Consider the following 26,079-nt stretch of genomic DNA (forward strand, 5'->3'; position numbering starts at 1 on the left):
GACGAGGAGCGACTGAAGATCGACGGCATCGCCATGGTCCGGCTCCTCGGACCGCAGGACCGCCTCCTCACGACGATCGAACGGGAGTACCCCGGCGTCGACGTGCACGTGCGCGGCAACGAGATCGCCATCCGCGGCGACGCCGAGGACCGCATCCGCGTCCGCCGCCTCGTCGAGGAGCTCCTCGAGCTCGTCCGCGGCGGCGGCGACCCGACACCCATCGAAGTGAGGAGCTCGGCCCGCATGCTCGACGCCGACCCGAATGCCCGCCCCTCCGAGCAGCTCGGACAGGTCATCGTCTCCAGCCGGGGCAAGTCGATCCGGCCGAAGACCGAGGGCCAGCGCGCCTACGTCGACGCGATCGACGAGCACACCATCGTGTTCGGAATCGGCCCGGCCGGCACCGGCAAGACGTACCTCGCGATGGCCAAGGCCGTCCAGGCGCTGCAGCGCAAGGAGGTCAACCGGATCATCCTGACGCGTCCCGCCGTCGAGGCGGGGGAGCGGCTCGGGTTCCTGCCCGGCACGCTCACGGAGAAGATCGACCCGTACCTGCGACCTCTCTACGACGCGCTCAACGAGATGATGGACCCCGAGCTCGTCCCGAAGCTCCTCGCCACGGGAACGGTCGAGGTCGCCCCGCTCGCGTACATGCGCGGTCGGACGCTGAACGACTCGTTCGTCGTACTCGACGAGGCGCAGAACACGACGCCCGAGCAGATGAAGATGTTCCTCACGCGCCTCGGCTTCGGATCCAAGATGGTCGTCACCGGCGACATCACGCAGGTCGACCTGCCGGGCGGATCGTCGGGCCTGCGACTGGTCACGCGCATCCTCGACGGCGTCGAGGACATCCACTTCGCCCGGCTCACGAGCGACGACGTCGTCCGGCACACCCTCGTCGGCCGCATCGTCGACGCCTACACCGAGTTCGACCAGCGTGCGCAGGCTCAGCGGTACGAGCGCGAGCAGGCGCGCGAGTTCGCGAACCGGGCCGAGCGGCGCGGCGCGGACCGGCGCGGCGCACCGGGCCCCCGTGACCACCTCCCCAGGAAGAGGCAGCCGTGAGCATCGAGATCAACAACGAGTCGTCGATCGAGGTCGACGAGTCCGCGCTGCAGCGCCTCGCGGTGTACGCGCTCGACATGATGCACGTGCACGCCGACGCCGAGCTCGCGATCGTGCTCGTCGACGAGGGCGCGATGGAGCAGCTGCACGTGCAGTGGATGGACGAGCCCGGCCCGACCGACGTGCTGAGCTTCCCCATGGACGAGCTGCGTCCAGGCACGGCCGACGAGCCCGCGCCGCCCGGCCTGCTCGGCGACGTCGTGCTGTGCCCGCAGGTCGCGGAGACGCAGGCGAAGGCCGCCGGTCACGCGCTGCTCGACGAGCTGCTGCTGCTCACCACGCACGGGATCCTCCACCTCCTCGGCTTCGACCACGCGGAGCCCGACGAGGAGAAGGAGATGTTCGGGATCCAGCGCGACATCCTCGTCGGCTTCTCGATGCAGGAGCGTCGACGCTGACCATGCTGCCCTGGCTCTTCCTCGCGGCCGCCTTCGTCCTCGTCGCGTTCGGCGGCCTCATGGCCGCGGTCGACTCCGCAATCGGCGTGAGCTCGCGGGCCGACCTCGTCGAGCTCTCGGTCGGCGCCCGCGCCGAGCGGTCCCTCCGGGCGATCGCGGAGGACACCGGCGCGCACGTGAATGCGGTGAACTTCATGCGCATCCTCGCCGAGACGACGGCCGCAGTGCTCGTGACGCTCGCGTTCACGTTCTTCCTCGACGACGTGTGGCTCGTCCTGCTCGTCTCGGCGCTCATCATGACCGCGGTGTCGTTCGTGCTCGTCGGTGCGAGCCCGCGGAGCGTCGGTCGCGCGCACTCCGTGGCGGTCCTCCGCCTGTCGGCGCCGCTCGTCCGGGGCGTGCGGCTCCTCCTCGGTCCCCTCGCGAACGCCCTCGTCTCGCTGGGCAACCGCGTCACGCCCGGCCGGATCCGGTTCGCCGGCGTCTCGAGCGAGGAGCAGCTGCTCAGCATCGTCGACGAGGCCACCGAGCTCGAGGTCCTGGAGCAGGCCGATCGCGAGCTCATCCACTCGGTCTTCGAGTTCAGCGACACGCTCGTGCGCGAGGTCATGGTGCCGCGCACCGACATGGTGACCATCGAGTCCACCGCGCACCTGCCGCAGGCGATGGCGCTGTTCCTCAAGGAGGGGTACTCGCGCATCCCGGTCATCGACCGCGAGGCCGACGACATCGTCGGCGTGCTGTACCTTCGCGACCTCGCCCGCCTCGGCTTCGAACGCCCGCTCGACGCGGCGACGCTCACCGTCGCCGACCTCGCGCGGCCCGCGGTGTTCGTACCCGAGTCGATGGGCGCCGACGCCCTGATGCGGCAGATGCAGCTGGAGTCGAACCACCTCGCGATGGTCGTCGACGAGTACGGCGGCATCGCCGGGCTCGCCACGCTCGAGGACCTGATCGAGGAGCTCGTCGGCGACATCTCCGACGAGTACGACCGCGAGGCCGCCCAGGTCGAGGAGCTCGGCGATGGCCGGTTCCGCGTGAACGCCCGCCTGCCCGTCGACGAGCTGGGGGAGCTCTTCGGGCTCGACCTGGAGGACGAGGACGTCGACTCCGTCGGCGGCCTCCTCGCGAAGGAGCTCGGCCGGCTGCCGCTCCGCGGCGACCGCGCGAGCGTCAGCGGCCTTCTCCTCGAGGCCGAGCGCACCGAGGGGCGACGCAAGCGCATCGCGACGATCCTGGTCGAGGCCGACCAGGCCCTGATCGACGTCCGCGCGGCCTTCGCGGCCGACGAGACCGCCACCCATGAGGGGATGCACCCATGACCGATTACCGCGCCGGTTTCGTCTCGTTCGTGGGACGCCCCAACGTCGGCAAGTCGACGCTCACGAACGCCCTCGTCGGCGAGAAGGTCGCCATCACGAGTTCGAAGCCCCAGACCACTCGCCGCGCGATCCGCGGCATCGTGCACCGCGACTACGGCCAGCTCATCGTGGTCGACACCCCCGGCCTGCACCGGCCCCGCACGCTCCTCGGCGAGCGCCTGAACTCGCTCGTGCAGTCCACGCTCGGCGACGTGGACGTGATCGGGTTCTGCGTGCCGGCGAACGAGGCCATCGGCCCCGGCGATCGATTCATCAACGAGCAGCTCGACCAGTACCCGCGTGCGAAGAAGGTCGCGATCGTGACGAAGACGGATGCCGCGGGCAAGGGGAAGGTCGCCGAGCAGCTGCTCGCGGTCTCGCAACTGCGCGAGTGGGACGCGATCATCCCCGTCTCCGCGCCGAGGGGCGAGCAACTCGACGTCCTGGTCGACGAGCTGCTGCAGCTCATGCCCCAGTCGGAGCAGCCGCTCTACCCGGCCGAGACCACGACCGACGAGGACACGGCCGAGCGCATCGCGGAGTTCGTGCGCGAGGCCGCGCTCGAGGGCGTCTCCGACGAGCTGCCCCATTCGATCGCCGTGACCGTGGACGACATGATCGAGCGCGACGACAAGGACCTGCTCGAGGTCTACGCGAACCTGTACGTCGAGCGCGACAGCCAGAAGGGCATCATCATCGGCAAGGGCGGCTCGCGGCTCCGCGAGGTCGGCGAGCGGGCCCGCGCGCAGATCGAGCAGCTGCTCGGCCGGAAGGTCTACCTGGCGCTGCACGTGAAGGTCGCGAAGGACTGGCAGCGCGACCCGAAGCAGCTCGGCCGGCTCGGGTTCTGAGTCGCACGATCCGCGCCGCGGGCGGCGGCCCGAGTCGAGTCAGGGGTGGCGAGTCGGCGCACGTCAGCCGATCGGATGACTTCGGGCCGACCCCCGGTTCCGGGTCCGGCGGAGGGCGTACCGTGGTGCGGTGAGCACCTCGAGCCAGCGGACGACCCTGATCGTCGACGGCGTGCTCGCCGCGGCCTTCCTCGCCGTGTGCTCGCTGTTCGCGCTCGTCGGCGGCTGGCAGGACGTGATCGTCACGGTGCTCTTCGCCGCCGCGCTCGCGATCCGCCGCCTCGCGCCCGGCGCCTCGCTCGTGGTCGCCTGGGTCGCGGCGTGCGTGCAGATGCTGCTGCTGCGCGATGTGCAGCCGGCGGATGTCGCGGTGTTCGGCGTCGTCTACTCGACCTCCGCGCACGGTTCGCGGGCCGTCCGCTGGTGGGGACTCGGGTCGGCGGGCGCCGGCGCGGTCCTCGCGGCGGTGTACATCGCGCTCGTGAAGCCGTTCGTCGACGGCTTCGGCATCGTCGCGACCTCCGAGGCGCTCGCCACGCTCGCGTGGACCGCACTCCTGTTCGGTGCCGCGCTGGCCGCGCTCGTGCTCGCCTGGACGATCGGGCTCCTCGTGCGCACCGTGCGCGACGCGCGCGAGCAGCGGCGGCGTGGGGAGTTCGACCGCCGCGAGCGAGAGCACGCCGAGTACCGGTACGTCGTCGAGCAGGAGCGCTCGCGCATCGCGCGCGACATGCACGATGTCGTCGCGCACTCGCTCGCGGTCGTGATCGCGCAGGCGGACGGCGCCCGCTTCGCCGCGCGGACCCGCCCCGAGGCGGCATCCGAGGCACTGCAGACCATCTCGGGGGTGGCGCGCGACGCGCTGGGCGACGTGCGGATGCTCCTCGGCGAGCTCCGGCATCGCGAGGGCTCGTCGCCGCAGCCGGCGCTCGACGACCTCGACGACCTGGTCGCGCAGGTGCGCTCGACCGGACTCGACGTGCGCCGGACGGAGCGCGGCGAACGGGTCGCACTCGGCACGGGCCACCAGATCGCCGTCTACCGCATCGTGCAGGAGGGGCTCACGAACGCGCTCCGGCACGGCGACCCGGCCGCACCGGTGCTGCTCGACCTCGACTGGGACGACGGCGGAGTCGCAGTGCGCGTCGAGAACGCCCTGCGCGGCGACGCCGACGCCGACGCCGACGGTGAAGCGTCGAGCCGACCCTCGGCGCCCCGACACGGCATCCCCGGCATGCGCGAGCGCGCCGAGCTCGCGGGCGGGTCGTTCGTCGCGGAGGCAGCCGGCGGGCGGTTCGTCGTGACCGCGCGGATCCCGGCGCAGGCGGCGGCATGAGCGCCATCCGCGTCGCGCTCGTCGACGACCAGGCCCTCTTCCGTGCGGGCATCCGCATGCTCGTCGAGTCGCAGGACGACCTCGTGTTCGCGGGCGATGCCGCCGACGGCCGCGCGGCGATCGCGCTCGCTGCCCGGAGCCGGCCCGACGTCGTGCTCATGGACGTGCGGATGCCGCAGCTCGACGGCATCGCGGCGACCGAGCGCATCCTGGCCGATGCGGAGCATGACGGCCGTGAGCCGCCGCGCATCCTCGTGCTGACGACGTTCGACCTCGACGAGAACGCGGCGCGCGCCATCCGCGCGGGCGCCAGCGGCTTCGTGCTGAAGGACGCCGATCCGGAGTTCCTGCTCGCCGCGATCCGGACCGTGCACCGCGGCAATGCGGTCATCGCGGCGAACGCGACGCGCGACCTCATCGCGCACACGTCGCCTGGGAACGGCCGACGTCCGGCGCCCGCGGCGTGGGGCGACCTCACCGGCAGGGAGCGGGAGATCTTCGCGCTGGCCGCGAAGGGACTCTCGAACGCGGAGATCGCCGCGGCCGAGTTCCTCGGCGAGGCGACGGTGAAGACGCACCTCAGCCGCGTGCTCGGCAAGCTCGGGCTGCGCGACCGGGTGCAGCTCGTCGTGTTCGCGTACGAGCACGACCTCCCCTCGGGCTGAGCCCGGCGGTCGCCGCGGCCGAGGTCATCCCAGCGGATGACGTCGGCGCGACGATCGGCGGACGCGGGCCGCCCCGGCCCGTCCGTAGCGTCGCCGACATGGAGATCAGACCCTCAGACCTCGGACTCGTCGCCCGCGTCGCCGGGCTCGGCAAGCGCTACGGAACGGGCGCCGGCGCCGTCACCGCGCTCGAGAACGTGTCGCTCGGCCTGCGCCGCGGCGAGTTCACCGCCATCATGGGCCCGTCGGGCTCCGGCAAGTCCACGCTCATGCACATCATGGCCGGGCTCGACTCGCCCACCTCGGGTCGGGTGTGGCTCGGCGACACCGACATCACCGACCTGCCGGACGGCGCGCTGACCGTGCTTCGGCGCCGCCGCGTCGGGTTCGTGTTCCAGGCGTTCAACCTCGTGCCGACGCTGGACGTCGAGGGCAACGTGCTGCTGCCGTTCGAGCTCGACGGGCGGCGGCCGAGCCGTGAGGAGCGCGCCGCCATCGACGCGTTCATCGCACGGCTGGGCCTCGCCGACCGGCTCGGGCACCGCCCGCACGAGCTCTCCGGCGGGCAGCAGCAGCGTGTGGCGATCGCTCGGGCCCTCGCGACGCGCCCCGACCTCGTGTTCGCCGACGAACCGACGGGCAACCTCGACTCCCGGACCGGCCGCGAGGTGCTGGAGATCCTCGCCGACGCGAGCCGTGCGCACGGGCAGTCGATCGCGATGGTGACGCACGACCCGATCGCCGCGAGCCACGCGGATCGCATCCTGTTCCTCGCCGACGGGCGGATCGTGCGCGACGCGCAGCGGACGAGCGCCGACGAGATCGCGACGTACATGCTCTCAATGGAGCGGGCCGCGTGATCGGCCACCTCCGCACCGAGCACGGCCCGACGCTCCTCGTCGCGACGCTCGCGTCGGCGTTCGGCGTCGCGCTGCTGCAGGTCACCGGCTACCTCGGCTCGGCGATGCGGGCCGACGACGTCACCGGATCGAGCGCCACAGCGGCGCTGATGCTCGCCATCGTCGCGTGGGTGTTCATCGTCATCGCGGTGTACGTGAGCGGGGTGGTGACGGCGAACACGGTCGCCACGGTCGTCGCCGGCCGGACCCGACAGATCGCGCTCCTGCGCCTGCTCGGGTCGACGGCGCGGTCGCAGCGCGGTCGCATCGCGCGGGAGGGACTTGCGATCGGAGCGATCGGCGCCGTGCTCGGCCTCGTCGGGGGCACGCTCGCAGCGATCGGGCTGGCCGAGTGGGCCGTCGCCGCCGACGTGCTGCCGCGCGTCGACCACGCATGGGGCGACCCCGTGGTGCTGCTGCCGGCGATCGTCGCCGTGCTGACGACCTGGCTCGCCGCGTGGGCGGGTTCGCGGCGCGTCCTCGCCGTCCGACCCTCGGAGGCGCTCGGGAACGCCGCTGCGCGATCCCACGACGAGCTCGCCCGGCGGCGCGGACGGAACGCGACCGCAGCGACCCTCGCGACGGTCGGCACCCTGCTCCTCCTCGCCGGCGTCGCGCTCGGCCTGGCCAGTCCGCTCGGCGTCCTCGTCGGGCTCGTGGGCGGAGTCCTGTCGTTCACCGGCATCGTGCTGGGGGCGCACATCGTCATGCCGCCGATCCTGCGCCTCGTCGGGCGCGCGCTCGGCCCCTCGCCGTCGGCGCGCCTCGCCGCGGAGAACGCCGTCCGGCACCCCGAGCGGAGCTCGCGCATGACGATCGGCCTCGTCATCGGCGTGACGCTCGTGACGATGTTCGCGGTCGCCATGGAGTCGTACCGCGACCTGCTCCTCGCGGCCACCGACGACCGGCCGGACCTCCGCGCGGGCATCGAGCAGATGGTCTCCGCGACGGTCGCCGTCTTCGGCGTGCTGGTCGGCTTCAGCGCGCTCATCGCCGCGGTCGGACTCGTGAACACGCTGTCGCTGAGCGTGCTCCAGCGGACGCGCGAGCTGGGGCTGCTCCGCGCGCTCGGCTTCGAGCGTCGGCAGCTCCGGACGATGGTCCTCGCCGAGAGCGCCGCGCTGACGGCCGCCGCGACGGTCACGGGGCTCGTCCTCGGCACCTTCTACGGCTGGGCGGGGGCGCAGTCGATGCTCGGAAGCGTGCAGGTCGAGCCGCTCCTCATCGTGCCGTCGATCCCGTGGAGCGTGGTCGGCGTGCTCATCCTCGCTGCAGGCGTCCTGACATTCGTCGCGTCGCTCGCGCAGTCGCGCCGGGCGACGACGGTCTCGCCGGTCGCGGCATTGGCCGTCGAATGAGATCGAGGGGATGACGCGTGGCGGGTGCCGGCACTGGGGGGGCGGCACCCGCCATCCGTCGTCCAGTGTGCGAGCATGCTCGGCATGAGCCAGCGCCCCGACGTCGACGTGTTCATGGTGTTCGACTGCGACGGGGTGCTCGTCGACTCGGAGCGGCTCGTGCAGCGGGTCGAGATGCAGCTGATCACCGAGCTGGGCTGGCCGATCACGATCGACGAGGTCCGCAGCGAACACCTCGGCAGGTCGGCAGCCGAGGTGATGGCCAACATCGAACGTCGGACCGGACGGGCGATCCCGGATGACTTCGTTCGACGCCGCGATGACCTGCTCAGGGTGTCGTTCACGACGGAGCTCGAGGCCGTGGCGGGTGTGCGCGAGGCGCTGGACGAGCTGGTCGCCCTGGGGTACCGCTCCTGCATCGCATCGTCCGGTACTCACGACAGGATGCGGCTCACGCTCGGGCGGACGGGCCTGCGGTCGCGGTTCGAGGGGCGGATCTTCAGCGCGAGCGAAGTGGAGAAGGGCAAGCCCGAGCCCGACCTGTTCCTGCATGCCGCACGGCGAATGGGGGTGGCGCCGTCGGACTGCGTCGTCGTCGAGGACAGCCCGTCGGGGATCGCGGCCGCCGCCCGCGCGGGCATGCGATCCATCGGGTTCGCCGCCGACACCCCCGTCTCCCTGCTCCGTGGGGCGGACCTCACGATCGAGCACATGGATTCGCTCGTCGAGGCGATCAGCCGGCTCGGGACGACCTGACCGCGGGCCGTTGTCTTCGATGCCGCCCGGTTCAGGTCCTGACGCCGAGTGCCGCGAACCCGTTGCCGGCCGCGAACACCGCCAGCGCGAGCACCAGCGCGACGGGCGGGATCCACGCTGCGCGGCGACCTGAGCGGATGAAGGCGATCGAGGCGACCAGGGCGAGGACGCCGACGGCGATCGTGCCGAACCTCGCGATGCGGTGGCCCGCGAGGATCACTCCGTAGTCGCACTCGGTCACCGGCGGGTTGCAACGGTCGCCGACGAAGAACGCGACGACCGCGAACCAGGCCAGGGCGGCGAGCGCCGGCGCGAGCATGACCAGGCCGACGACCGTCAGTCCGCGGTCGGCGGCATCGACGGGCGGGCCGGTCGCGGTGTCATGCACGGGTCGACCATGGGCCACTCGAGCCCGTCGTCACGGGCCGCCGCGCCACGACCGGTTCCTCCACGCCGCGGGCCACTATCGCCCGGGGGTCGATGGCGCTAGCGTGGGCGGCATCGAACACGTGTCGGACGACCGCATGGACGACGTCAGGGAAGCCCGACGCCGATTCCCGGTGACGGACGGGGCCACGTACCTCAACACCGCGGCGGTGGGCCTCGCGAGCCGGGCGCTGGGGGAGACCCTGCACCGCTTCGTCGACCGGTGGGTCGGCTCCGGCCTCGACTTCACCGAGGGCGAGACGGCCGCGGAGCACTGCCGGTCGATGGTCGCCGGCCTGATGGGGGTCGAGGCGTCCGAACTGGCGCTCATCGCCTCCGCGTCCGCGGCCGCCGGCCTCGTGGCCGCCCAGCTCGGCCTCGCCCGGCCGGGGGAGAACGTCGTCATCGGTGAGCGGGAGTTCAGCTCGAACCACTTCCCGTGGGTCCTCCTCGGGTCGAAGGGCTACGACGTGCGCCAGGTCCCGTTCCGCAACGGGGGACTCGAGCCCGGCGACGTCGAGCGTCACGTCGATCGGGGCACGCGCATCATCGCGCTGAGCGGAGTGCAGGCCGCCACCGGGCACCGCAGCGACCTCCCCGCGATCGGGGAGATCGCGGCGAGGGCGGGGGCGCTCGTGTACGTCGACGGCTCCCAGATGGTCGGGGCCGTCCCGGTGGCCGACGCGCTCGAATGGGTCGACGTGATGGCGACCGGCAATCACAAGTTCCTCCTCAATGCGGGAAGGGGCATGGGCTACTGCTACCTCTCGCCCAAGGCGCGCGAGCGCTTCACGCCGATCAGCGCGGGGTGGAAGGCCGCGCGGCGCCCGTACGAGAGTTACTTCGGTCCTGACATGGACCTGTCGCCCACCGCGTCCCGCTTCGACAACTCGATGAGCTGGCTCGGCGCGGTCGGCGACGAGGCGGCCCTCGCCGTGTTCGAGGACTACGGAGCCGAGGCCATCTACCGCCGCAACGAGGAGCTGGCGGAGGCCCTGCGCGACGTCCTGACGAGCGCGGGTTGGGCGCCCGTCGACCTCCCGCCGCGGAACCGGAGCACGATCGTCGCGGTGCCGCTCGGCGGACGCGACCCGGTCCGGGTCCTCGCCGACCTCCGAGCGCGCGGCGTCGTCTGCGCCGCCCGGGACGGCAACCTCCGGATCTCGGTCCACCTGTACAACCACGAGGACGACCTCTCGCGGCTCGGCGCGGCGCTGCGGGAGCTCTGAGCGGCGAGGACTGCCGCACGATACCCCGCGGGTGTCAGCCCTGCGGCGTGCTTCACGGTGTGCTTCTCCCTAGCTGCCGCAGCGAGTCCCAACCAGCTTCGACGACGACCGCCGTACTCGATGACGGTCCGCACTCCCGGACCGCCAGCTCGACTGGCGCGCGGCGGTGGATCGCTCGAACAGGACGTCGATCTCCTCGGGATCCAGGCCACGCCCGATCGCGACGATCCCGTACGCGGAACTCGGTCGGCCCAGCCACCCGACGCATCGAGGCGGGTGCGACGTCCGACGGCCTGCAGCACCAGGCGGGCGTCCTGCTGGTCGGCGGCATGGACGATGCCCTTGCACCGGTAGACCGACTCGGGGAGTTCTCGCGCGACCATGGCGCGGAGCGCCGACGACGACATCGGCTCCGACGTGCGGTACGCCCAGCGTTCGAGGTCCGGTCCGGCGCCCTCGTGCAACGTCGAACGCTCGCCGTGCGGGTGCGGCCGATCCTTCCGGCGTCGCGCGACTCCGACGAGCACCTCCGAGGGGATGTTCGCGTGGGTCGTGTCGAGGATCCGCACGCGATCCAGGTGCGGGCCGATCCAGTCGTGGACGACGTCGACGTGTGCGGCCGTGACGAGGTCGACCTTGTTGAGGACCACCAGGTCGGCCGTTCCCATCTGGCGGATCTTGAGTGCGGTCACTGCGGGATCGTAGGCCTGCGCGAAGACGCCCTCGGCGTCGACGAGGCAGATCACCCCGTCGAGGCGCATGAGCCGACGGTACCGGGGTCGAGGAAGGTCATGAGCAGCCCGGTCGGGTCCGCGACTCCGCTCGCCTCGACGATGACATGGTCGAGGCGGTCGGACCGGCTGAGCATCGCCTCGAGCGATCGTGCGAGGTCGTCGCGGAGTTCGCAGCAGATGCAGCCGTTCACGATGGTCATTGCTGCCTCGTCGGCGTCCTCGACCAGTTCGGCATCGATGTTGACAGCCCCGAAGTCGTTCACGAGTACGCCGATCCGCAGCCCGTGCCGGTCGCTGAGGATGCGGTTGAGCATCGTGGTCTTGCCGGCGCCGAGAAAGCCGGTGAGCAGGGTCACCGGCACGGGAGCCCGTCCATCGGGGCGCACGGGGTCGTCGCTGGGCGCCGGGGCGAGCAGCGACGATGCGTCCGTGAACGCCTGGCGCGGCGCTGCGGACGCCGGCGCTTCGGCCGAGGTCATGGCCGGCGCCATTCCGGGTCGACCTCGATGCCGCGCTGCGCGAGCATCTCACGCGGATCGATCGAGACGCCCGGCCATTCCTGCGTCGGCGAGCGGTACACGTCGGGCGGATAGGACAGCGCCGGGTCGATCTCGAGGCCCCTGACGAACTGCTCCTGCTGGATCCGCGGCTGGACCTGGTCGAACATGTACCCCGCCGCGTAGTACGGGCTGTGGTCGATGTCCATCGTGTACTCCCAGAGCTTCGCCGGAGCTCCGACCTTGAGCCCGGTCAGCCACGGCGTGTCCACCGTCCCCTCGCTGACGAACACGTCGGCGCCGCGCCCGAATTCGACGGACAGTTCGTCCGGTCGGCCGTCCCCGGTCCAGGCGAACGACAGCCCGGCGTCCTCCCAGTCCAGGCGGTAGGCGGACGCCCCGTCCTTGACGTGCGATCGCGGCCAGTGGCGCACCGTCACGCCGTCCTGCTGGTAGGCGATCCCGTTGCGCTCCCTCCAGTCGAACTCATGCACCTCGATCTCGAAGCCGTCGCCGATCGGGCAGGAGTCGAAGTTCTCCTCGTGCCATCGGTTCATCCTTCGCATGTTGGCGATCATCGCCTCGGTGCCGAGCTCGGGCGTGCGGCCCGACGGCCCGTAGACGCGCAATGCGCGGAAGCCGCCGGAGAACGCCCGGAACGGGTACATGTAGGGCAGGTCGGCGTAGTGGTCGGCGTGCAGGTGGCTGATGAAGATGTCGTTGATCAGGGCCGGAGGCAGCTGCATCGCGATCGCATGCCCGACGCCCCCGTTGCCGAGGTGGAAGAAGAACCGACGTGGCTGCATGGTGCCGTTCCCGAGTTCGACCAGGATCGAGGTGCCCGTCTGCAGTTCATTCGGCGGCCACGGCGAACTCCCGAGGAACGTGATCCGCATCTCGTGCTCGGGGAGCACCTCCGTTCCGGGGAGGAACATGTTCCGGTTCTGTATGGACGGCCACGGTCGGTAGTACTCGGGCAGCGTCACGCCTCCACCCGGTCGGCCCCCGAACGGGTTCGTCGTCGCCTCGCTCATGATCGCGCCCCGCGTCTCGGCTCGGTTCATGAGCAGGATCCGCCCTCTGCCTCGGGCCGCCGGGTCGAAGGTCATGTCGGGGTCTCCTGCCGACCCTGAGCGCCGCACCTCGGCCGCCGGCGAGCTGCCGCCCTGGTCGGCCCTCGGCATGCATCGTCGTCATCTTGCGCCCGCCCGCGCGCGCGGTGTTAGCCTAGATCCGTGCTTCACGGCGTGCTTCTCCTTAGCTGCCGCAGCGAGTCCTAGTTCACAGGCCTCCCTCGCTGCGGAGTTCGTCGTCGGCTGAAACCCCCGAATAGCGAGAAGAGCACCCCATGCAGAACCACCAGAAGCCGTCGCCGATGCCCGTGCACCGGTATCGCCCGTTCCACGAGCAGATCCGCGTCGAGCTGCCCGACCGCACGTGGCCGTCCAACCGCATCGAGAAGGCGCCGCGCTGGTGCGCGGTCGACCTGCGCGACGGCAACCAGGCGCTCATCGACCCGATGAGCCCCGAGCGCAAGCGCATCATGTTCGACCTGCTCGTGAAGATGGGCTACAAGGAGATCGAGGTCGGCTTCCCGAGCGCGAGCCAGACCGACTTCGACTTCGTCCGCAGCCTCATCGACGAGGGCGCGATCCCCGACGACGTCACCATCCAGGTCCTGACGCAGGCGCGCGATCACCTCATCGAGCGCACCTACGAGTCGATCCGCGGCGCGAAGCAGGCGATCGTGCACCTCTACAATTCGACGAGCGTGCTGCAGCGCGAGGTCGTGTTCCGCACCGACCAGCAGGGCATCATCGACATCGCCCTCCACGGTGCGCGCAAGTGCCGCGAGATGGAGGCGTCCGTGCCCGGCACGGCCGTCTACTACGAGTACTCGCCCGAGAGCTACACCGGCACCGAGCTCGAGTTCGCGGTCGACGTGTGCAACCAGGTCCTCGAGATCCTCGAGCCCACGCCGGAGCGGAAGGTGATCATCAACCTGCCCGCGACCGTCGAGATGGCGACGCCCAACGTGTACGCCGACTCCATCGAGTGGATGAGCCGGCACCTCGCGCACCGCGAGAACGTCCTGCTCTCGCTGCACCCCCACAACGACCGCGGCACCGCGATCGCGGCCGCCGAACTGGGCTACATGGCCGGCGCAGACCGCATCGAGGGCTGCCTGTTCGGCAACGGCGAACGCACCGGCAACGTCGACCTGGTCGCCCTCGCGATGAACCTGTTCACGCAGGGCATCGACCCGCAGGTCGACCTGTCCGACATGGACGAGATCAAGCGCACGGCCGAGTACTGCAACCAGCTGCCCGTCCCCGAGCGCAGCCCGTGGGCCGGCGACCTCGTCTACACGGCGTTCTCGGGATCGCACCAGGACGCCATCAAGAAGGGCTTCGAGGCCATGGAGGCCAAGGCCGCCGACCGCGGGGTCTCGGTCGACGACCTCGCCTGGGCCGTGCCCTACCTGCCGGTCGATCCCAAGGACATCGGCCGCAACTACGAGGCCGTGATCCGCGTGAACTCGCAGTCGGGCAAGGGCGGCGTCGCCTACCTGCTGAAGACCGACCACGCGCTCGACCTGCCCCGTCGCCTCCAGATCGAGTTCTCGGGCGTCGTGCAGGCCAAGACGGATGCCGAGGGCGGCGAGGTCACGAGCGAGCAGATCTGGGCGATCTTCACCGACGAGTACCTGCCCGCGGCACAGGACCGCCCCGATGAGAAGTGGGGCCGGTTCGAGCTGCTCTCGATGCGCAGCGAGAGCGACCTCACCGGCGAGGTCCGCGTGCGCGTCGGCCTCCGGGACGGCGACGAGCGCGTCGACGCCGACGGCTCCGGGAACGGACCCGTCGCGGCGTTCCTGTCGGTCCTCGCGGCCGAGGGCGTCGACGTGCGCGTGCTCGACTACAGCGAGCACGCGATGTCCGCCGGAGGCGACGCGATCGCCGCGGCCTACGTCGAGTGCCAGGTCGAGGGGCGCACGCTCTGGGGCGTCGGCATCGACGCCGACATCTCGACGGCGTCGCTGAAGGCCGTCGTCTCCGCAGTGAACCGCGCGTTGCGCGCGGTGCGCGTGCGCGAGGAGGCTGCAGAGCCCGCGCTCGCCTGAGCCGATCGTGCGCGGGCGGGCGCGGCATCCGTCGCCGCCCGCCCGCGACGACGCGGCGCCGTCACGGCCGTCGCGCGACGCGGACGTCTCCGGTCGGGATCAGGCGCGGCGCCACACGCGCCAGCTGCCGATCGCACGCTGCTCGGGCAGGCTCCATCCGAACCGGACCGACAGCAACCGGATGACGGTCGTCACGATCACGCACGCGATCGCAGCGACGAGGATGTTCGCGCCGACGAGCACCATCGTCACGAGCAGGACCGTGCCGCCGGCCGCGGCGACCGCGTAGAGCGATCCGACGTGCATGAGCGCGATCGGCAGGTTCAGCGTCACGTCGCGGAGGATCGAGCCGCCGACGGCGGCGACCACGCCGACGAAGACCGCCGGCACCTCGGGCACGCCGTAGGCGAGCGCCTTCGTCGTGCCGATGGCCGCGAACAGGCCGATCGTGACCGCATCGAGTGCGATGATCAGCGAGTTCAGCCGGTCGAAGATCCGGATGAGCAGCATGCCCACGAGCGCCGCGGCCGTCGCGACGACGAGGTACCAGTTGCTCCGCATCGCCGCGGGCAGCTGGTTCAGGAGCAGGTCGCGGAGAAGGCCCCCGCCGAGCCCCACGATGATGCCGATGAGCGCGACGCCGAGCAGGTCGATCCGGTGCTCCTTGATGCGCGAGGCGAACATCGCGCCCTGCAGGGCGCCGATGCCGACCGCCGCGAGGTCGGCCCAGAGCGGGATCGTGAAGGGCGCGACGGTCATGCTCCGGTTCTACCACGACGGATGCCGCGGCTCCCGTCAGCGCGCGCGGCTGAGGTACTGCTCGAACGTGATGCGTCCGTAGGGCTCGCCCGGCACGAGGTTCGCGCCCGATCGGAAGGCCTCGAACCGGGTCCCGGGGAGGCGGAACGCGGCCGTCGGTCGGTGCGAGCCGCGTGCCGCAAGCCACGCCCGCGCGAGGTCGCGCGCCGTGCGCACGTCGGGGCCGCCGATGTCGGGGGCGATGCCGAGGACCTCGTCGTCGAGGAGCTCGACGAGGCGCTTCGCCACGTCGTCGACCGAGATCGGCTGGAACGAGAACGCCGGCGCGAAGACCACGGGGGAGAAGCGCTGCACGCGGAACAGGGTCGCGACGAAGTCGTGGAACTGGGTCGCACGGAGCGTGGTCCAGCGCAGGCGCGACTCGGCGATGATCCGCTCGGAGGCGCGCTTGCCCCCGTAGTACGCCAACGGGATGCGGTCGATGCCGACGATCGAGGAGTACAGGATGCGCGGGCGTCCCTCGTGCTCGGCGGCCCGGACGAGCCGGCGCGTGATCTCGGTGTCGTCGCGGCTCGTCGTCGCCAGGTGCATCACGGCACCGATGCCCTCGAGTGCCGCCTCGACGCCCTCACCGGTCTCCAGGTCGCCGCGGAGCGTGTCGGGTGCGCCGGACCGGCTCAGGACGCGGACGTCGTCACCCCGTTCGCGGAGTCGGCGCACGACGGCGCGACCGAGGGTTCCGGTGCCCCCGGTGACGAGGACGGGCGTGGACGACGTGGTCACCCGACCATTCTGCCGCTCGGCGCGGCGCCCGCGGAAACGCGCGCCCGCGGCATCCGTCGTCGCACCGGCCGGACGGCTCGGCGCGACCGCTCGGCGTGCTCGCGGACCGGGGGAGGGCGGTCGGTGGGAGAATCGACGGGTGCCCGTGTATCGAGATGACGCCGTCGTGCTGCGCACGCACAAGCTGGGCGAGGCCGACCGGATCGTCACGCTGCTGACGCGCCGCCACGGCAAGATCCGCGCGGTCGCCCGCGGCGTCCGGCGCACGGCGTCGAAGTTCGGGTCCAGGCTCGAGCCGTTCATGGTCGCCGACCTGCAGCTCTACGAGGGCCGCACGCTCGACGTGATCACGCAGGCCGAGTCGATCGGCGCCTACGGCGCCGAGATCAGCCAGGACTACGCCGCGTACACCGCGGCGAACGCGATGGTCGAGGCCGCGGACCGGCTCACCGAGGCGGAGGGGTCGCTGCAGCAGTACCTGCTGCTCGTCGGCGCGCTCCGCTCGCTCTCGCGGCGCGAGCACGGCCCCGACCTCACGCTCGACTCGTACCTGCTGCGCGCGCTCGCGATCGCCGGGTGGGCGCCGAGCTTCGAGGACTGCTCGCGGTGCGGTGCACCGGGCCCCCACACGGCCGTCGTCGTGCAGCTCGGCGGCGTCGTGTGCGACGCGTGCGCCCCGCCCGGCACGCCGCGGATCGCCCCGACCACGGTGCACCTGCTCGGCGCGCTCCTCACGGGCGACTGGGAGGTCGCCGAGGCCGCCTCGCACCGCGACCGCGGCCAGGCGAGCGGTATCGTCGCGGCGTACGCCCAATGGCACCTCGAGCGCGGCCTGCGCTCGCTCTCCCACGTCTCCCGAGGAACGGCTCCAGAGTGACCCCCAAGCCCTACACCCACAAGGACGCGGTGCCATACCGCCCGCTCGACTGGACCGGCCTCACCCCGCCCGCGTTCCCGAAGGGCGCCGTGCCCGAGCACGTCGCGATCGTCATGGACGGCAACGGCCGCTGGGCGAACCGGCAGGGCCTCACGCGCATCGAGGGTCACAAGGCGGGCGAGGAGGTGCTGCTCGACGTCGTCGCGGGCGCCATCCAGGCCGGCGTGAAGCACCTCTCGGTGTACGCGTTCTCAACCGAGAACTGGAAGCGCTCGCCCGACGAGGTGCGCTTCCTCATGGGCTACAACCGCGACGTGCTCCACCGCCGCCGCGACCAGCTCAACGAGTGGAACGTGCGCATCAAGTGGGCGGGCCGCCGTCCGCGGCTCTGGAAGTCGGTCATCGACGAACTGCAGGTCGCCGAGCGGCTGACCGCCGGCAACACCGGCCTCCAGTTCACGATGTGCGTCAACTACGGCGGTCGCAACGAGCTCGTCGACGCCGTCCGCGCGATCGCCGACGACGTCGCCGCGGGCCGCATCCGTCCGTCGGCCGTCTCGGAGAAGCTCATCGAGCGGCACCTGTACGTGCCCGACATGCCCGACGTCGACCTGTTCGTCCGCAGCTCGGGTGAGCAGCGCACGTCGAACTTCCTCCTGTGGCAGTCGGCGTACGCCGAGATGGTCTTCCTCGACACGCTCTGGCCCGACTTCAGCCGCACCGAGCTCTGGAAGGCGATCGAGCTCTACGCGTCGCGCAACCGCCGCTTCGGCGGCGCGGTCGATGCACCGACGGCGGCGCCCGAAGGCCTGTAGGCGTTCGAGCGCACTCCGCGGGAGAATCCGCACGACACGCCGCACGGCGCCGGCGCGCCCGCTGGCATGTCCGTCGACGTGCGCGCGCCGGGTCGATTCGTGCCGTTCGGGGAATACGTGCGGCGAAGCATCCGTTCGCATACGTCGTGAGTTCCCCCATCAAGATCGACATCTGGTCCGACATCGCCTGCCCCTGGTGCTACATCGGCAAGCGCCACCTCGAAGCCGGGATCGCCGCACTCGGCGACGACGCGCCCGAGGTCGAGATCGAGTACCACTCGTTCGAGCTCTCGCCCGACACCCCGCTGGACTTCGAGGGATCGACGACCGAGTACCTCTCGAAGGCGAAGGGCCTGCCGCTCGACCGCGTCGAGCAGATGCTCGACCACGTGACCGGCGTCGCCGCGCAGGCGGGGCTCGACTACCACTTCGAGGCGGTCGCGCACACGAAGACGCTGAAGGGCCACGAGTTGCTCCACCTCGCGAAGGCGCACGGCGTGCAGCTCGAGATGAAGGAGCGCCTGCTGAAGGCCTACTTCACCGAGGGCGGGCGCGTGAACCGCGTCGACGAGCTCGTCGGCTGGGCCGAGGAACTCGGCATCGACGGCGTCGAGGCGCGCGAGGCGCTCGAGTCCGGACGGTACGCCGACGACGTGCAGGCCGACATCGCGCAGGCGCGAGCCTACGGCATCCAGGGCGTGCCGTTCTTCGTGTTCGAGGGCAAGTACGGCGTGTCCGGCGCGCAGCCCGCCGAGGTGTTCTCGCAGCTGCTCCAGCAGGTCGACGGCGAGCGCGACGGGGCCGCGGCGTGAGCGGCGAGCCGGCGCCGACGGATGCCGCCCCCGCGCCGTTCACGATGGTCGGCGCCGGCGCCGGCATGATCTGCGAGGGCGACGTCTGCTTCGTGCCGCCCGCCGACCCCGGAGACGCAATCGATCCAGCGAGGTGACGCGAACGGATCCTCCGGCCGGCACGCGCGATGGTTCGCGTCATCGCGATGCCATGCGCGCGGGGGTAGGGCGCGGCGCCCGCGCCTGGGGGCCGCGGGTCGGCTATTCGGGATCGCTGATGTCGGCGACCGTCGCGCCGAGCGCGGCGATGAGGGCGTCGGCGTCGACGAAGAGGCTGCGCCCGTGCTCGCCGGCGCCCATCGAGACGCGGCGGCCGACGATCGTCCCGTCGGCGACGACGGGCCAGTCGATGCTCGACCCGAGTGGGGTGATCGTGCCCCGTTCGTAGCCGGTTGCGGCGAGCGCGAGCGACGCGTCGGGGAGTTGGAGCTTGTTCACGGCGAGCAGCGCGCGCAGCTTCGGCCAGCTGATCTTCCGCCCGCCGGGCACGAGGGCGAAGACGTACGTGTCGTCGCTGCGCTTGACCACGAGCGACTTGACGATGTCGGCCGGCTCGATGCCGAGCAGCTCGGCGGCCTCCTCGAGGCTGCGTGCGGCCGGGCGCTCGATCACCTCGATGTCGAGGCCGCGCGCCGCGGCATCCGCCTGCACCCGCTCGACACCCGCCAACCCGGCGAAGCGCGTCATGCCGTCCTCCCCACTGCCGTCCTGCCCGCATCCTATTCGCCCGCGCCGCGAGCCCGGCCGGATCCGCCCGCTCGTCTGGGAGAATCGAAGGCGATGCCAACGACCACGACCCCCGCCCGCCCGCTCACGATCGGCGGCCTCGACCTCGAGGTGCCGGTCGTCCTCGCGCCCATGGCGGGCATCACGAACACCGCGTTCCGCCGGCTCTGCCGCGAGTTCGGCGCCGGACTGTACGTCTCCGAGATGATCACGAGCCGCGCGCTCGTCGAGCGCACGCCCGAGTCGATGCGCCTCATCACGCACCACGAGTCCGAGACGCCGCGGTCCATCCAGCTCTACGGGGTCGACCCGAAGACCGTCGCCGGGGCCGTCACGATGCTCGTCGCGGAGGACCGCGCCGACCACATCGACCTGAACTTCGGATGCCCCGTGCCGAAGGTCACCCGCAAGGGCGGGGGAGCGGCGCTGCCCTGGAAGTCGGGCCTCTTCCGCGACATCGTCGAGGGTGCGGTGAAGGCCGCCGGCGACGTGCCGCTCACGGTCAAGATGCGAAAGGGCATCGACGCCGACCACCTGACCTACCTCGAGGCGGGCCGCATCGCCGAGGGCGCGGGCGTCGCCTCGATCGCGCTGCACGCACGGACCGCGAGCGAGTTCTACTCCGGGCATGCCGACTGGCCCGCGATCGCGAAGCTGAAGGAGACGGTCACGACCGTGCCGGTACTCGGCAACGGCGACATCTGGTCGGCCGACGACGCGCTGCGCATGGTCGACGAGACCGGGTGCGACGGCGTGGTGGTGGGGCGCGGATGCCTCGGCCGGCCGTGGCTCTTCGGCGACCTCGCGGCGGCCTTCCGAGGTGAGCAGGCCAAGGCCGAGCCGACCCTCGGCGAGGTGGCCCGCACGTTCCGCCGGCACGCCGAACTGCTCGCGGACTTCTTCGACAGCGAGGAGCGCGGCTGCCGCGACATCCGCAAGCACGTCGCCTGGTACTTCAAGGGGTACCCGGTCGGCGGCGACCTGCGCGCCCGGCTCGCGACGGTCGAGTCGCTCGCGCAGCTCGACGACCTGCTCGGCACGCTCGACTGGTCGACGCCGTACCCGGGCGAGGGCGCGGAGGGGCCGCGCGGCCGCGCCGGCACGCCGAAGAACCCGGCGCTGCCCGACGGCTGGCTCGACTCGCAAGACCTGGCGGGCCACGACCGGGCCACGCTCGTCGATGCCGAGCTCGATACGAGCGGCGGCTGATCACGTGCGCGACCGACTCTTCGGCGGCTACGACGAGGCCGACGCCGAGCGATTCCTGCCCGAACAGCACGAGAACCGGCGGCGCAGCGACTTCGCACGCGACCGCGCGCGCCTCCTGCACTCGAGCGCGCTCCGCCGCCTCGCGGCGAAGACCCAGGTGCTCAGCCCGACCTCCGGCCTCGACTTCGCACGCAACCGGCTCACCCACTCGCTCGAGGTGGCCCAGGTCGGCCGCGAGCTCGCCGCGAGCATCGGGCTCGACCCCGACGTCGTCGACACCGCGTGCCTCGCGCACGACCTCGGCCACCCGCCGTTCGGCCACAACGGCGAGAAGGCCATGAACGCCTGGGCTGCGGACATCGGCGGCTTCGAGGGCAACGCGCAGACCCTGCGGATCCTCACGCGCCTCGAGCCGAAGGTCTTCTCGCCCGAGGGGCGCTCGCTCGGACTCAACCTCACCCGCGCGAGCCTCGACGCGAGCTGCAAGTACCCGTGGCCCGAGGACTCGGGCGTCGGCGACCCGAGCGGCCGCACGAAGTTCGGCTTCTACGCCGACGACGTCGACGTGTTCGAGTGGATGCGCCGGGGAGCGCCCGACCGGCGCCTCTGCATCGAGGCGCAGGTCATGGACCTCTCCGACGACATCGCCTACTCGGTGCACGACTTCGAGGACGCGATCGTGGGCGGCTACATCGACGTGGCGGCGCTCGGCCGCCGGGTCGACCATGACGAGCTCGTCGACGCGATGGTCGAATGGATCGGGGGAGCGTTCGGCCACGAGGAGCTCATCGACGCCTTCGACCGGCTCGACTCGCTCGACGTGTGGCTCTCCGAGTGGAGCGGGAGCCGCCGCGACCAGGCGGCCCTCAAGAACCTCACGAGCCAGCTCATCGGCCGGTTCGCGCACGCGGCGACCGAGGCGACGCGCGCCCACCATCCGGTCGCGAGCCTCATCCGCTTCGACGCCGACGTCGTCGTGCCGCGCGACATCCAGGCCGAGATCGCGGTGCTGAAGGGCATCGTCGCCGCGTTCGTGATGTCGAAGAACACGCGCCAGCCGATCTACTCGCAGCAGCGGCAGGTGCTCACGGCCCTCGCCGCCGTGCTCTGGGAGAGCGGCGACACCCACCTCGACGCCGGATTCGCCGAGGACTGGCGGGCGGCGTCGGACGATGTGGCGCGCCGTCGGGTGGTCGTCGACCAGGTCGCGAGCCTCACCGACCAGTCCGCGCTGTCGTGGTACGAACGCCTCGTGCAGCGATAACGGGCGCGCGGGGCCGACCCGCGACATCCGCGGAATAGGATTGACGACATGGCGGGCCGCATTCGACAGAGCGATGTCGAAGAGGTCAAGGCCCGCACGAACATCGCCGACATCGTCGGCGAGCACGTGTCCCTGAAATCCGCGGGCGTCGGCTCGATGAAGGGCCTCTGCCCGTTCCACGACGAGCGCAGCCCGAGCTTCCACGTGCGCCCGCAGCTCGGCTACTACCACTGCTTCGGCTGCGGTGAATCGGGCGACGTCTACACGTTCCTGCAGCGCATGGACCACGTGAGCTTCACCGAGGCCGTCGAGCGCCTGGCCGGTCGCATCGGCTTCGAACTGCACTACGAGGACGGCGGGGGCCCGGCCGAGGGCGCCGGCAACCGCGCGCGTCTCCTCGCCGCCAACCGGACCGCCGAGGAGTTCTTCGTCGAGCAGCTCGGCACCCCGGAGGCCGAGGTCGGGCGGCGGTTCCTCGGCGAGCGCGGCTTCGACTCCGAGGCGGCCCGCCACTTCGGCGTCGGCTTCGCGCCGAAGAGCTGGGAGACGCTCACGAAGCACCTGCGGGGCAAGGGCTTCACGACGGAGGAGCTCACCGCATCGGGGCTCGTCTCGCAGGGCGACCGCGGCGTCTACGACCGGTTCCGCGGTCGGCTCATCTGGCCCATCCGCGACGTGACCGGGCAGACCGTCGGGTTCGGCGCTCGCAAGCTGCTCGAGGACGACCCGGGCCCGAAGTACCTGAACACCCCGGAGACCGCCGTCTACCACAAGGCGCAGGTCCTCTACGGGCTCGACCTCGCCAAGCGCGAGATCTCCAAGACGCACCGTGTCGTCGTCGTCGAGGGCTACACCGACGTCATGGCGTGCCACCTCGCGGGCGTGACGACCGCGATCGCGACGTGCGGCACCGCGTTCGGCGTCGACCACATCAAGGTGCTTCGGCGCGTGCTCGGCGACGACACGGGCGTCGGCGAGGTCGTCTTCACGTTCGACGGCGACGCCGCCGGACAGAAGGCGGCGATGCGAGCCTTCGCCGAGGAGCGACGGTTCGCGGCGCAGACCTTCGTCGCGGTCGCGCCCGACGGCCTCGACCCATGCGACCTGCGACTGGCGCGCGGCGACGGCGCCGTGCGCTCGCTCGTCGAGGCGAAGACGCCGATGTTCGAGTTCGTGATCCGCACGACGCTCGCCCGATTCGACCTCGAGACCGTCGAGGGCCGGGTGGCGGCGCTCCGCGCGGCGGCGCCGATCGTCGCCGACATCCGCGATCCCGCGCTCCGTCCCGGATACACGCGCGAACTCGCCCGCATGCTCGGCATGGAACTCGACGAGGTCGGGCGGGCCGTCCGCGCGGCGGGTGCCCGGGCGCGCGACGGCGAGCGCGAACGACGGGGCGACCGAGCCCAGGGGGACCGTCGGCCCGAGCCGGCGGGTCGCCCGGCCGGGCCGGGCGCCGCGGGCGTCGATTCCGGGTCACCGAGGCGACCGGGCGACGCCGGGCCCGACGGGACCGCCGCGACCGGAGGCGGGGTCGCCTCCGAGGCCGGCGCGGGCGCGGCATCCGACCGGCCCTTCTCGATCACCATGCTGCCGAACGACCCGGCGACGCGGCTCGAGCGAGACGCGCTGCAGGTGATGCTGCAGTACCCCGACCTCGTGGGGCACGACCTGCTGCGCCACGGCGTGGACTGCCGGTTCGGCAACGGCACGCTCGCCGTGGTGCGCGACGGCATCGCGTCGGTACTGGCCGCGGCATCCGTCGGGTCGACGACGCAGGGGGAGGCGGGCCATCCGTCCGCGGTGGCGACGCAGCCCGTGACCGTGGACCGCGTCGTCGCCGAGGTCCCGCCGCCGTTCGCCTCGATCGTGCAGCAGCTCGCCGTGCTGCCCGTTCCGCAGCGCGACGGCACCGAGCTCACGGCGTACGTGCGCGGCGTCGTGGGGGCGCTCGTCGACCGCGAGCTGCTGCGCCAGAAGCAGGAGCTGCTCGGCCGGCTCCAGCGCACCGATCGCGCCGACACGACGACGTACGCGATGATCCAGCGCGCCCTCGTCGACATCGAGCGCGAACGGCGGTCCCTGCGAGGCGACTGACGCGGTGACCGGGCGGCGCCCCGAGTGCGGATCGATCGATGCCGGATCCGAGGACTGCTCATCGTGTGCAGCTCGTGCCGCCGCGAAGGTTGCAGATCGGTCACATTCGGGCTCCACCGGCCCCCGCTCCGGGTGTCACGACCAGCCGCCTGTGCTAGCTCTGAGAGATACACGATCGCGACGCGGCGAACCCGCGCGCGCTCACCGACAGGAAGAGGTAGACGGATATGGCATCCGCATCCACGAACCGCCGGCGCGGCCTCGCACTCGCCGCGGGCTTCTCCGCCGCCGCGCTCGCCCTCGCGGGCTGCTCCGCCGGCGGCGACGACGAGGGGTCGACCGGTGGCGGCACGCTCACCATCGGCACCACCGAGCAGATCACGGCCCTCGACCCGGCCGGCTCGTACGACAACGGCTCCTTCGCCGTCATGAACCAGGTCTACCCGTTCCTGCTGAACACCCCGTACGGCAGCCCCGACGTCGAGCCCGACATCGCGGAGTCGGCGGAGTTCACCTCCGAGAACGAGTACACCGTCACCCTCAAGGAGGGCCTGACCTTCGCCAACGGCAACGAGCTCACCTCGTCCGACGTGAAGTTCACCTTCGACCGCCAGCTCGCGATCGCCGACCCGAACGGCCCGTCGTCGCTGCTCTACAACCTCGAGAGCGTCGAGACGCCCGACGACCTGACGGTCGTCTTCACGCTGAAGTCGCCGAACGACCAGATCTTCCCGCTCATCCTCTCGAGCCCGGTCGGCCCGATCGTGGACGAGGACGTGTTCGCGGCCGACGCGCTGACGTCGGACGACGACATCGTCGCGGGCGAGGCCTTCGCCGGCCAGTACACGATCTCGAGCTACGACTTCAACAACCTCGTGGCGTACAAGGCCAACCCCGACTACCAGGGCATCCTCGGCGACGCGAAGACGGAGACGGTCAACGTCAAGTACTACACCGACGCGTCGAACCTGAAGCTCGACGTCCAGGAGGGCAACATCGACGTCGCGCACCGCACGCTCAGCGCGACCGACATCGAGGACCTCCGCGGCAACGACAACGTCAAGGTGGTCGACGGCCCCGGCGGCGAGATCCGCTACCTCGTGTTCAACTTCAACACGATGCCGTTCGGTGCGACGACGGCGGAGGCAGACGAGGAGAAGGCCCTCGCAGTGCGCCAGGCGGTCGCCGACCTCATCGACCGCGAGGCCATCTCGGAGGACGTCTACAAGGGCACCTTCACGCCGCTCTACTCGTACGTGCCCGAGGGGCTCACGGGTGCCAACGAGGCGCTGAAGGACCAGTACGGCGACGGTGCGGGCCAGCCCGACGCCGACAAGGCCGCGCAGCGCCTCGAGGACGCCGGCATCGAGACGCCCGTCGACATCTCGATCCAGTACGTCGCCGAGCGCTACGGCCCGTCCTCGTCCGACGAGTACGCGATCATCAAGGACAACCTCGAGGCGAGCGGCCTGTTCACCGTGAACCTGCAGTCGACCGAGTGGGTCCAGTACTCCGACGACCGTGTCGCCGACCTGTACCCGGCGTACCAGCTCGGCTGGTTCCCGGACTACTCCGACGCCGACAACTACCTGTCGCCGTTCTTCCTCACGGAGAACTTCCTCGCCAACCACTACGAGAACGCCGAGGTCAACGACCTCATCCTCGAGCAGTCGGTGACCGGCGACGCCGACGAGCGCGCGGCGCTGATCGGCGAGATCCAGGACGCGGTGGCCGCCGACCTGTCGACCATCCCGTACATGCAGGGTGCGCAGATCGCGGTCGTGGGCGCCGACGTCGAAGGTGCGGAGGACACCCTCGACGCGTCGTTCAAGTTCCGCTACGCCGCGCTCTCGAAGGGCTGAGTCCCGACTAGAGTCGTCGCAGCACGACGACGGGGGCGATCTGCTACCGCGGGTCGCCCCCGTCTCCCTGCACC

The 26,079-nt window shown here is 71.4% G+C and carries 24 protein-coding genes and 1 pseudogene; 19 read left to right on the forward strand and 6 right to left on the reverse strand.

Annotation, left to right across the window (positions count from 1 at the left end; all coding sequences use genetic code 11):
* Positions 1–33 precede the first annotated feature (33 nt).
* From ABME02_RS03830 to ABME02_RS03870, 9 genes are all read left to right on the forward strand, one after another.
* The gene (locus ABME02_RS03830; protein WP_353814395.1) at positions 34–1,068 is read left to right on the forward strand and encodes a PhoH family protein; all 1,035 of its coding nucleotides are present in this window, start codon (positions 34–36) and stop codon (positions 1,066–1,068) included.
* On the forward strand, positions 1,065–1,526 hold the full coding sequence (gene ybeY, locus ABME02_RS03835) for an rRNA maturation RNase YbeY (RefSeq protein WP_353813963.1): 462 nt from the start codon (positions 1,065–1,067) through the stop codon (positions 1,524–1,526). Before ABME02_RS03830 ends, ybeY begins: the two co-directional genes overlap by 4 nt.
* Positions 1,527–1,528: 2 nt before the next feature.
* Positions 1,529–2,848, forward strand: a complete 1,320-nt coding sequence (locus tag ABME02_RS03840) for a hemolysin family protein (RefSeq protein ID WP_353813964.1) — start codon at positions 1,529–1,531, stop codon at positions 2,846–2,848.
* A complete protein-coding gene (era, locus tag ABME02_RS03845) occupies positions 2,845–3,738 on the forward strand; it encodes a GTPase Era (protein WP_353813965.1) in 894 nt (297 codons plus the stop codon). The genes ABME02_RS03840 and era overlap by 4 nt, the downstream gene beginning before the upstream one ends.
* Before the next feature lie 130 nt (positions 3,739–3,868).
* The gene (locus tag ABME02_RS03850; protein ID WP_353813966.1) at positions 3,869–5,074 is read left to right on the forward strand and encodes a sensor histidine kinase; all 1,206 of its coding nucleotides are present in this window, start codon (positions 3,869–3,871) and stop codon (positions 5,072–5,074) included.
* Positions 5,071–5,739, forward strand: a complete 669-nt coding sequence (locus ABME02_RS03855) for a response regulator (RefSeq protein ID WP_353813967.1) — start codon at positions 5,071–5,073, stop codon at positions 5,737–5,739. Before ABME02_RS03850 ends, ABME02_RS03855 begins: the two co-directional genes overlap by 4 nt.
* Positions 5,740–5,837: 98 nt before the next feature.
* Positions 5,838–6,599, forward strand: coding sequence for an ABC transporter ATP-binding protein (locus tag ABME02_RS03860; protein WP_353813968.1), 762 nt, complete (start codon positions 5,838–5,840; stop codon positions 6,597–6,599).
* Positions 6,596–7,996, forward strand: a complete 1,401-nt coding sequence (locus tag ABME02_RS03865; protein WP_353813969.1) for an ABC transporter permease — start codon at positions 6,596–6,598, stop codon at positions 7,994–7,996. The genes ABME02_RS03860 and ABME02_RS03865 overlap by 4 nt, the downstream gene beginning before the upstream one ends.
* 84 nt (positions 7,997–8,080) lie before the next feature.
* Complete coding sequence (locus ABME02_RS03870) at positions 8,081–8,752, forward strand: HAD family hydrolase (protein WP_353813970.1); 672 nt, start codon at positions 8,081–8,083, stop codon at positions 8,750–8,752.
* A 31-nt stretch (positions 8,753–8,783) separates the two neighbouring features.
* Here the strand turns inward: ABME02_RS03870 and ABME02_RS03875 are convergent, their stop codons facing one another.
* Entirely contained in the window at positions 8,784–9,140 is a 357-nt protein-coding gene (locus ABME02_RS03875) for a hypothetical protein (RefSeq protein ID WP_353813971.1), read from the reverse strand.
* A gap of 103 nt (positions 9,141–9,243) precedes the next feature.
* Between ABME02_RS03875 and ABME02_RS03880 the strand changes: the two genes are divergently transcribed.
* Positions 9,244–10,407 (forward strand): aminotransferase class V-fold PLP-dependent enzyme, encoded by a 1,164-nt coding sequence (locus ABME02_RS03880; protein ID WP_353813972.1) that lies wholly within the window; start codon positions 9,244–9,246, stop codon positions 10,405–10,407.
* 257 nt (positions 10,408–10,664) lie between these two features.
* On the opposite strand, the pseudogene ABME02_RS18450 reads toward ABME02_RS03880, so the two are convergent.
* Both ABME02_RS18450 and gntH read right to left on the reverse strand, forming a co-directional pair.
* A pseudogene (locus ABME02_RS18450) lies at positions 10,665–11,632 on the reverse strand (CobW family GTP-binding protein); the annotation flags it as partial.
* Entirely contained in the window at positions 11,617–12,747 is a 1,131-nt protein-coding gene (gene gntH, locus ABME02_RS03895; protein WP_353813974.1) for a guanitoxin biosynthesis MBL fold metallo-hydrolase GntH, read from the reverse strand. The gene gntH and the pseudogene ABME02_RS18450, both read right to left, overlap by 16 nt.
* Positions 12,748–12,986: 239 nt before the next feature.
* Here gntH and leuA point away from each other — a divergent pair, with 239 nt between their 5' ends.
* A complete protein-coding gene (leuA, locus tag ABME02_RS03900; RefSeq protein ID WP_353813975.1) occupies positions 12,987–14,762 on the forward strand; it encodes a 2-isopropylmalate synthase in 1,776 nt (591 codons plus the stop codon).
* A gap of 99 nt (positions 14,763–14,861) precedes the next feature.
* Here the strand turns inward: leuA and ABME02_RS03905 are convergent, their stop codons facing one another.
* Positions 14,862–15,521, reverse strand: a complete 660-nt coding sequence (locus tag ABME02_RS03905) for a trimeric intracellular cation channel family protein (protein WP_353813976.1) — start codon at positions 15,519–15,521, stop codon at positions 14,862–14,864.
* A gap of 36 nt (positions 15,522–15,557) precedes the next feature.
* Entirely contained in the window at positions 15,558–16,304 is a 747-nt protein-coding gene (locus ABME02_RS03910; RefSeq protein ID WP_353813977.1) for an SDR family oxidoreductase, read from the reverse strand.
* Positions 16,305–16,443: 139 nt separating this feature from the next.
* Here ABME02_RS03910 and recO point away from each other — a divergent pair, with 139 nt between their 5' ends.
* The 4 genes from recO to ABME02_RS03930 all read left to right on the forward strand — a co-directional run bounded on the left by recO (position 16,444) and on the right by ABME02_RS03930 (position 18,945).
* Complete coding sequence (gene recO / locus ABME02_RS03915; protein WP_353813978.1) at positions 16,444–17,181, forward strand: DNA repair protein RecO; 738 nt, start codon at positions 16,444–16,446, stop codon at positions 17,179–17,181.
* Positions 17,178–17,996 carry an isoprenyl transferase gene (locus ABME02_RS03920; RefSeq protein WP_353813979.1) on the forward strand — a complete coding sequence of 273 codons (819 nt, stop codon included), beginning with the start codon at positions 17,178–17,180 and terminating at the stop codon, positions 17,994–17,996. Before recO ends, ABME02_RS03920 begins: the two co-directional genes overlap by 4 nt.
* A gap of 146 nt (positions 17,997–18,142) precedes the next feature.
* On the forward strand, positions 18,143–18,808 hold the full coding sequence (locus ABME02_RS03925; RefSeq protein ID WP_353813980.1) for a DsbA family oxidoreductase: 666 nt from the start codon (positions 18,143–18,145) through the stop codon (positions 18,806–18,808).
* The gene (locus ABME02_RS03930) at positions 18,805–18,945 is read left to right on the forward strand and encodes a hypothetical protein (RefSeq protein ID WP_353813981.1); all 141 of its coding nucleotides are present in this window, start codon (positions 18,805–18,807) and stop codon (positions 18,943–18,945) included. The genes ABME02_RS03925 and ABME02_RS03930 overlap by 4 nt, the downstream gene beginning before the upstream one ends.
* A 103-nt stretch (positions 18,946–19,048) precedes the next feature.
* Here ABME02_RS03930 and ABME02_RS03935 read toward each other — a convergent pair whose 3' ends face one another.
* A complete protein-coding gene (locus ABME02_RS03935) occupies positions 19,049–19,534 on the reverse strand; it encodes an aminoacyl-tRNA deacylase (RefSeq protein ID WP_353813982.1) in 486 nt (161 codons plus the stop codon).
* Between the two features lie 93 nt (positions 19,535–19,627).
* On the opposite strand from ABME02_RS03935, the gene dusB reads away from it, so the two are divergent.
* From dusB to ABME02_RS03955, 4 genes are all read left to right on the forward strand, one after another.
* Positions 19,628–20,782 (forward strand): tRNA dihydrouridine synthase DusB, encoded by a 1,155-nt coding sequence (dusB, locus tag ABME02_RS03940; protein ID WP_353813983.1) that lies wholly within the window; start codon positions 19,628–19,630, stop codon positions 20,780–20,782.
* Entirely contained in the window at positions 20,754–22,046 is a 1,293-nt protein-coding gene (locus tag ABME02_RS03945; protein ID WP_436408236.1) for a deoxyguanosinetriphosphate triphosphohydrolase, read from the forward strand. The genes dusB and ABME02_RS03945 overlap by 29 nt, the downstream gene beginning before the upstream one ends.
* Positions 22,047–22,094: 48 nt before the next feature.
* Positions 22,095–24,143, forward strand: a complete 2,049-nt coding sequence (gene dnaG / locus ABME02_RS03950) for a DNA primase (protein ID WP_353813985.1) — start codon at positions 22,095–22,097, stop codon at positions 24,141–24,143.
* Between the two features lie 227 nt (positions 24,144–24,370).
* Positions 24,371–26,005, forward strand: coding sequence for an ABC transporter substrate-binding protein (locus ABME02_RS03955; RefSeq protein ID WP_353813986.1), 1,635 nt, complete (start codon positions 24,371–24,373; stop codon positions 26,003–26,005).
* The last annotated feature ends 74 nt before the right edge of the window (positions 26,006–26,079 follow it).

This window comes from Agromyces zhanjiangensis, assembly GCF_040496055.1.
Lineage (GTDB): Bacteria > Actinomycetota > Actinomycetes > Actinomycetales > Microbacteriaceae > Agromyces > Agromyces zhanjiangensis.

Coding starts and splice junctions, on each gene's coding strand:
- ABME02_RS03905 (WP_353813976.1), bottom strand. CDS start 15,521: ATGACCGTCGCGCCCTTCACGATCCCGCTCTGGGCCGACCTCGCGGCG.
- leuA (WP_353813975.1), top strand. CDS start 12,987: ATGCAGAACCACCAGAAGCCGTCGCCGATGCCCGTGCACCGGTATCGC.
- ABME02_RS03935 (WP_353813982.1), bottom strand. CDS start 19,534: ATGACGCGCTTCGCCGGGTTGGCGGGTGTCGAGCGGGTGCAGGCGGAT.
- ABME02_RS03870 (WP_353813970.1), top strand. CDS start 8,081: ATGAGCCAGCGCCCCGACGTCGACGTGTTCATGGTGTTCGACTGCGAC.
- ABME02_RS03945 (WP_436408236.1), top strand. CDS start 20,754: ATGCCGAGCTCGATACGAGCGGCGGCTGATCACGTGCGCGACCGACTC.
- ABME02_RS03830 (WP_353814395.1), top strand. CDS start 34: ATGGTCCGGCTCCTCGGACCGCAGGACCGCCTCCTCACGACGATCGAA.
- ABME02_RS03955 (WP_353813986.1), top strand. CDS start 24,371: ATGGCATCCGCATCCACGAACCGCCGGCGCGGCCTCGCACTCGCCGCG.
- dnaG (WP_353813985.1), top strand. CDS start 22,095: ATGGCGGGCCGCATTCGACAGAGCGATGTCGAAGAGGTCAAGGCCCGC.
- gntH (WP_353813974.1), bottom strand. CDS start 12,747: ATGACCTTCGACCCGGCGGCCCGAGGCAGAGGGCGGATCCTGCTCATG.
- ABME02_RS03860 (WP_353813968.1), top strand. CDS start 5,838: ATGGAGATCAGACCCTCAGACCTCGGACTCGTCGCCCGCGTCGCCGGG.
- ABME02_RS03840 (WP_353813964.1), top strand. CDS start 1,529: ATGCTGCCCTGGCTCTTCCTCGCGGCCGCCTTCGTCCTCGTCGCGTTC.
- dusB (WP_353813983.1), top strand. CDS start 19,628: ATGCCAACGACCACGACCCCCGCCCGCCCGCTCACGATCGGCGGCCTC.
- era (WP_353813965.1), top strand. CDS start 2,845: ATGACCGATTACCGCGCCGGTTTCGTCTCGTTCGTGGGACGCCCCAAC.
- ABME02_RS03855 (WP_353813967.1), top strand. CDS start 5,071: ATGAGCGCCATCCGCGTCGCGCTCGTCGACGACCAGGCCCTCTTCCGT.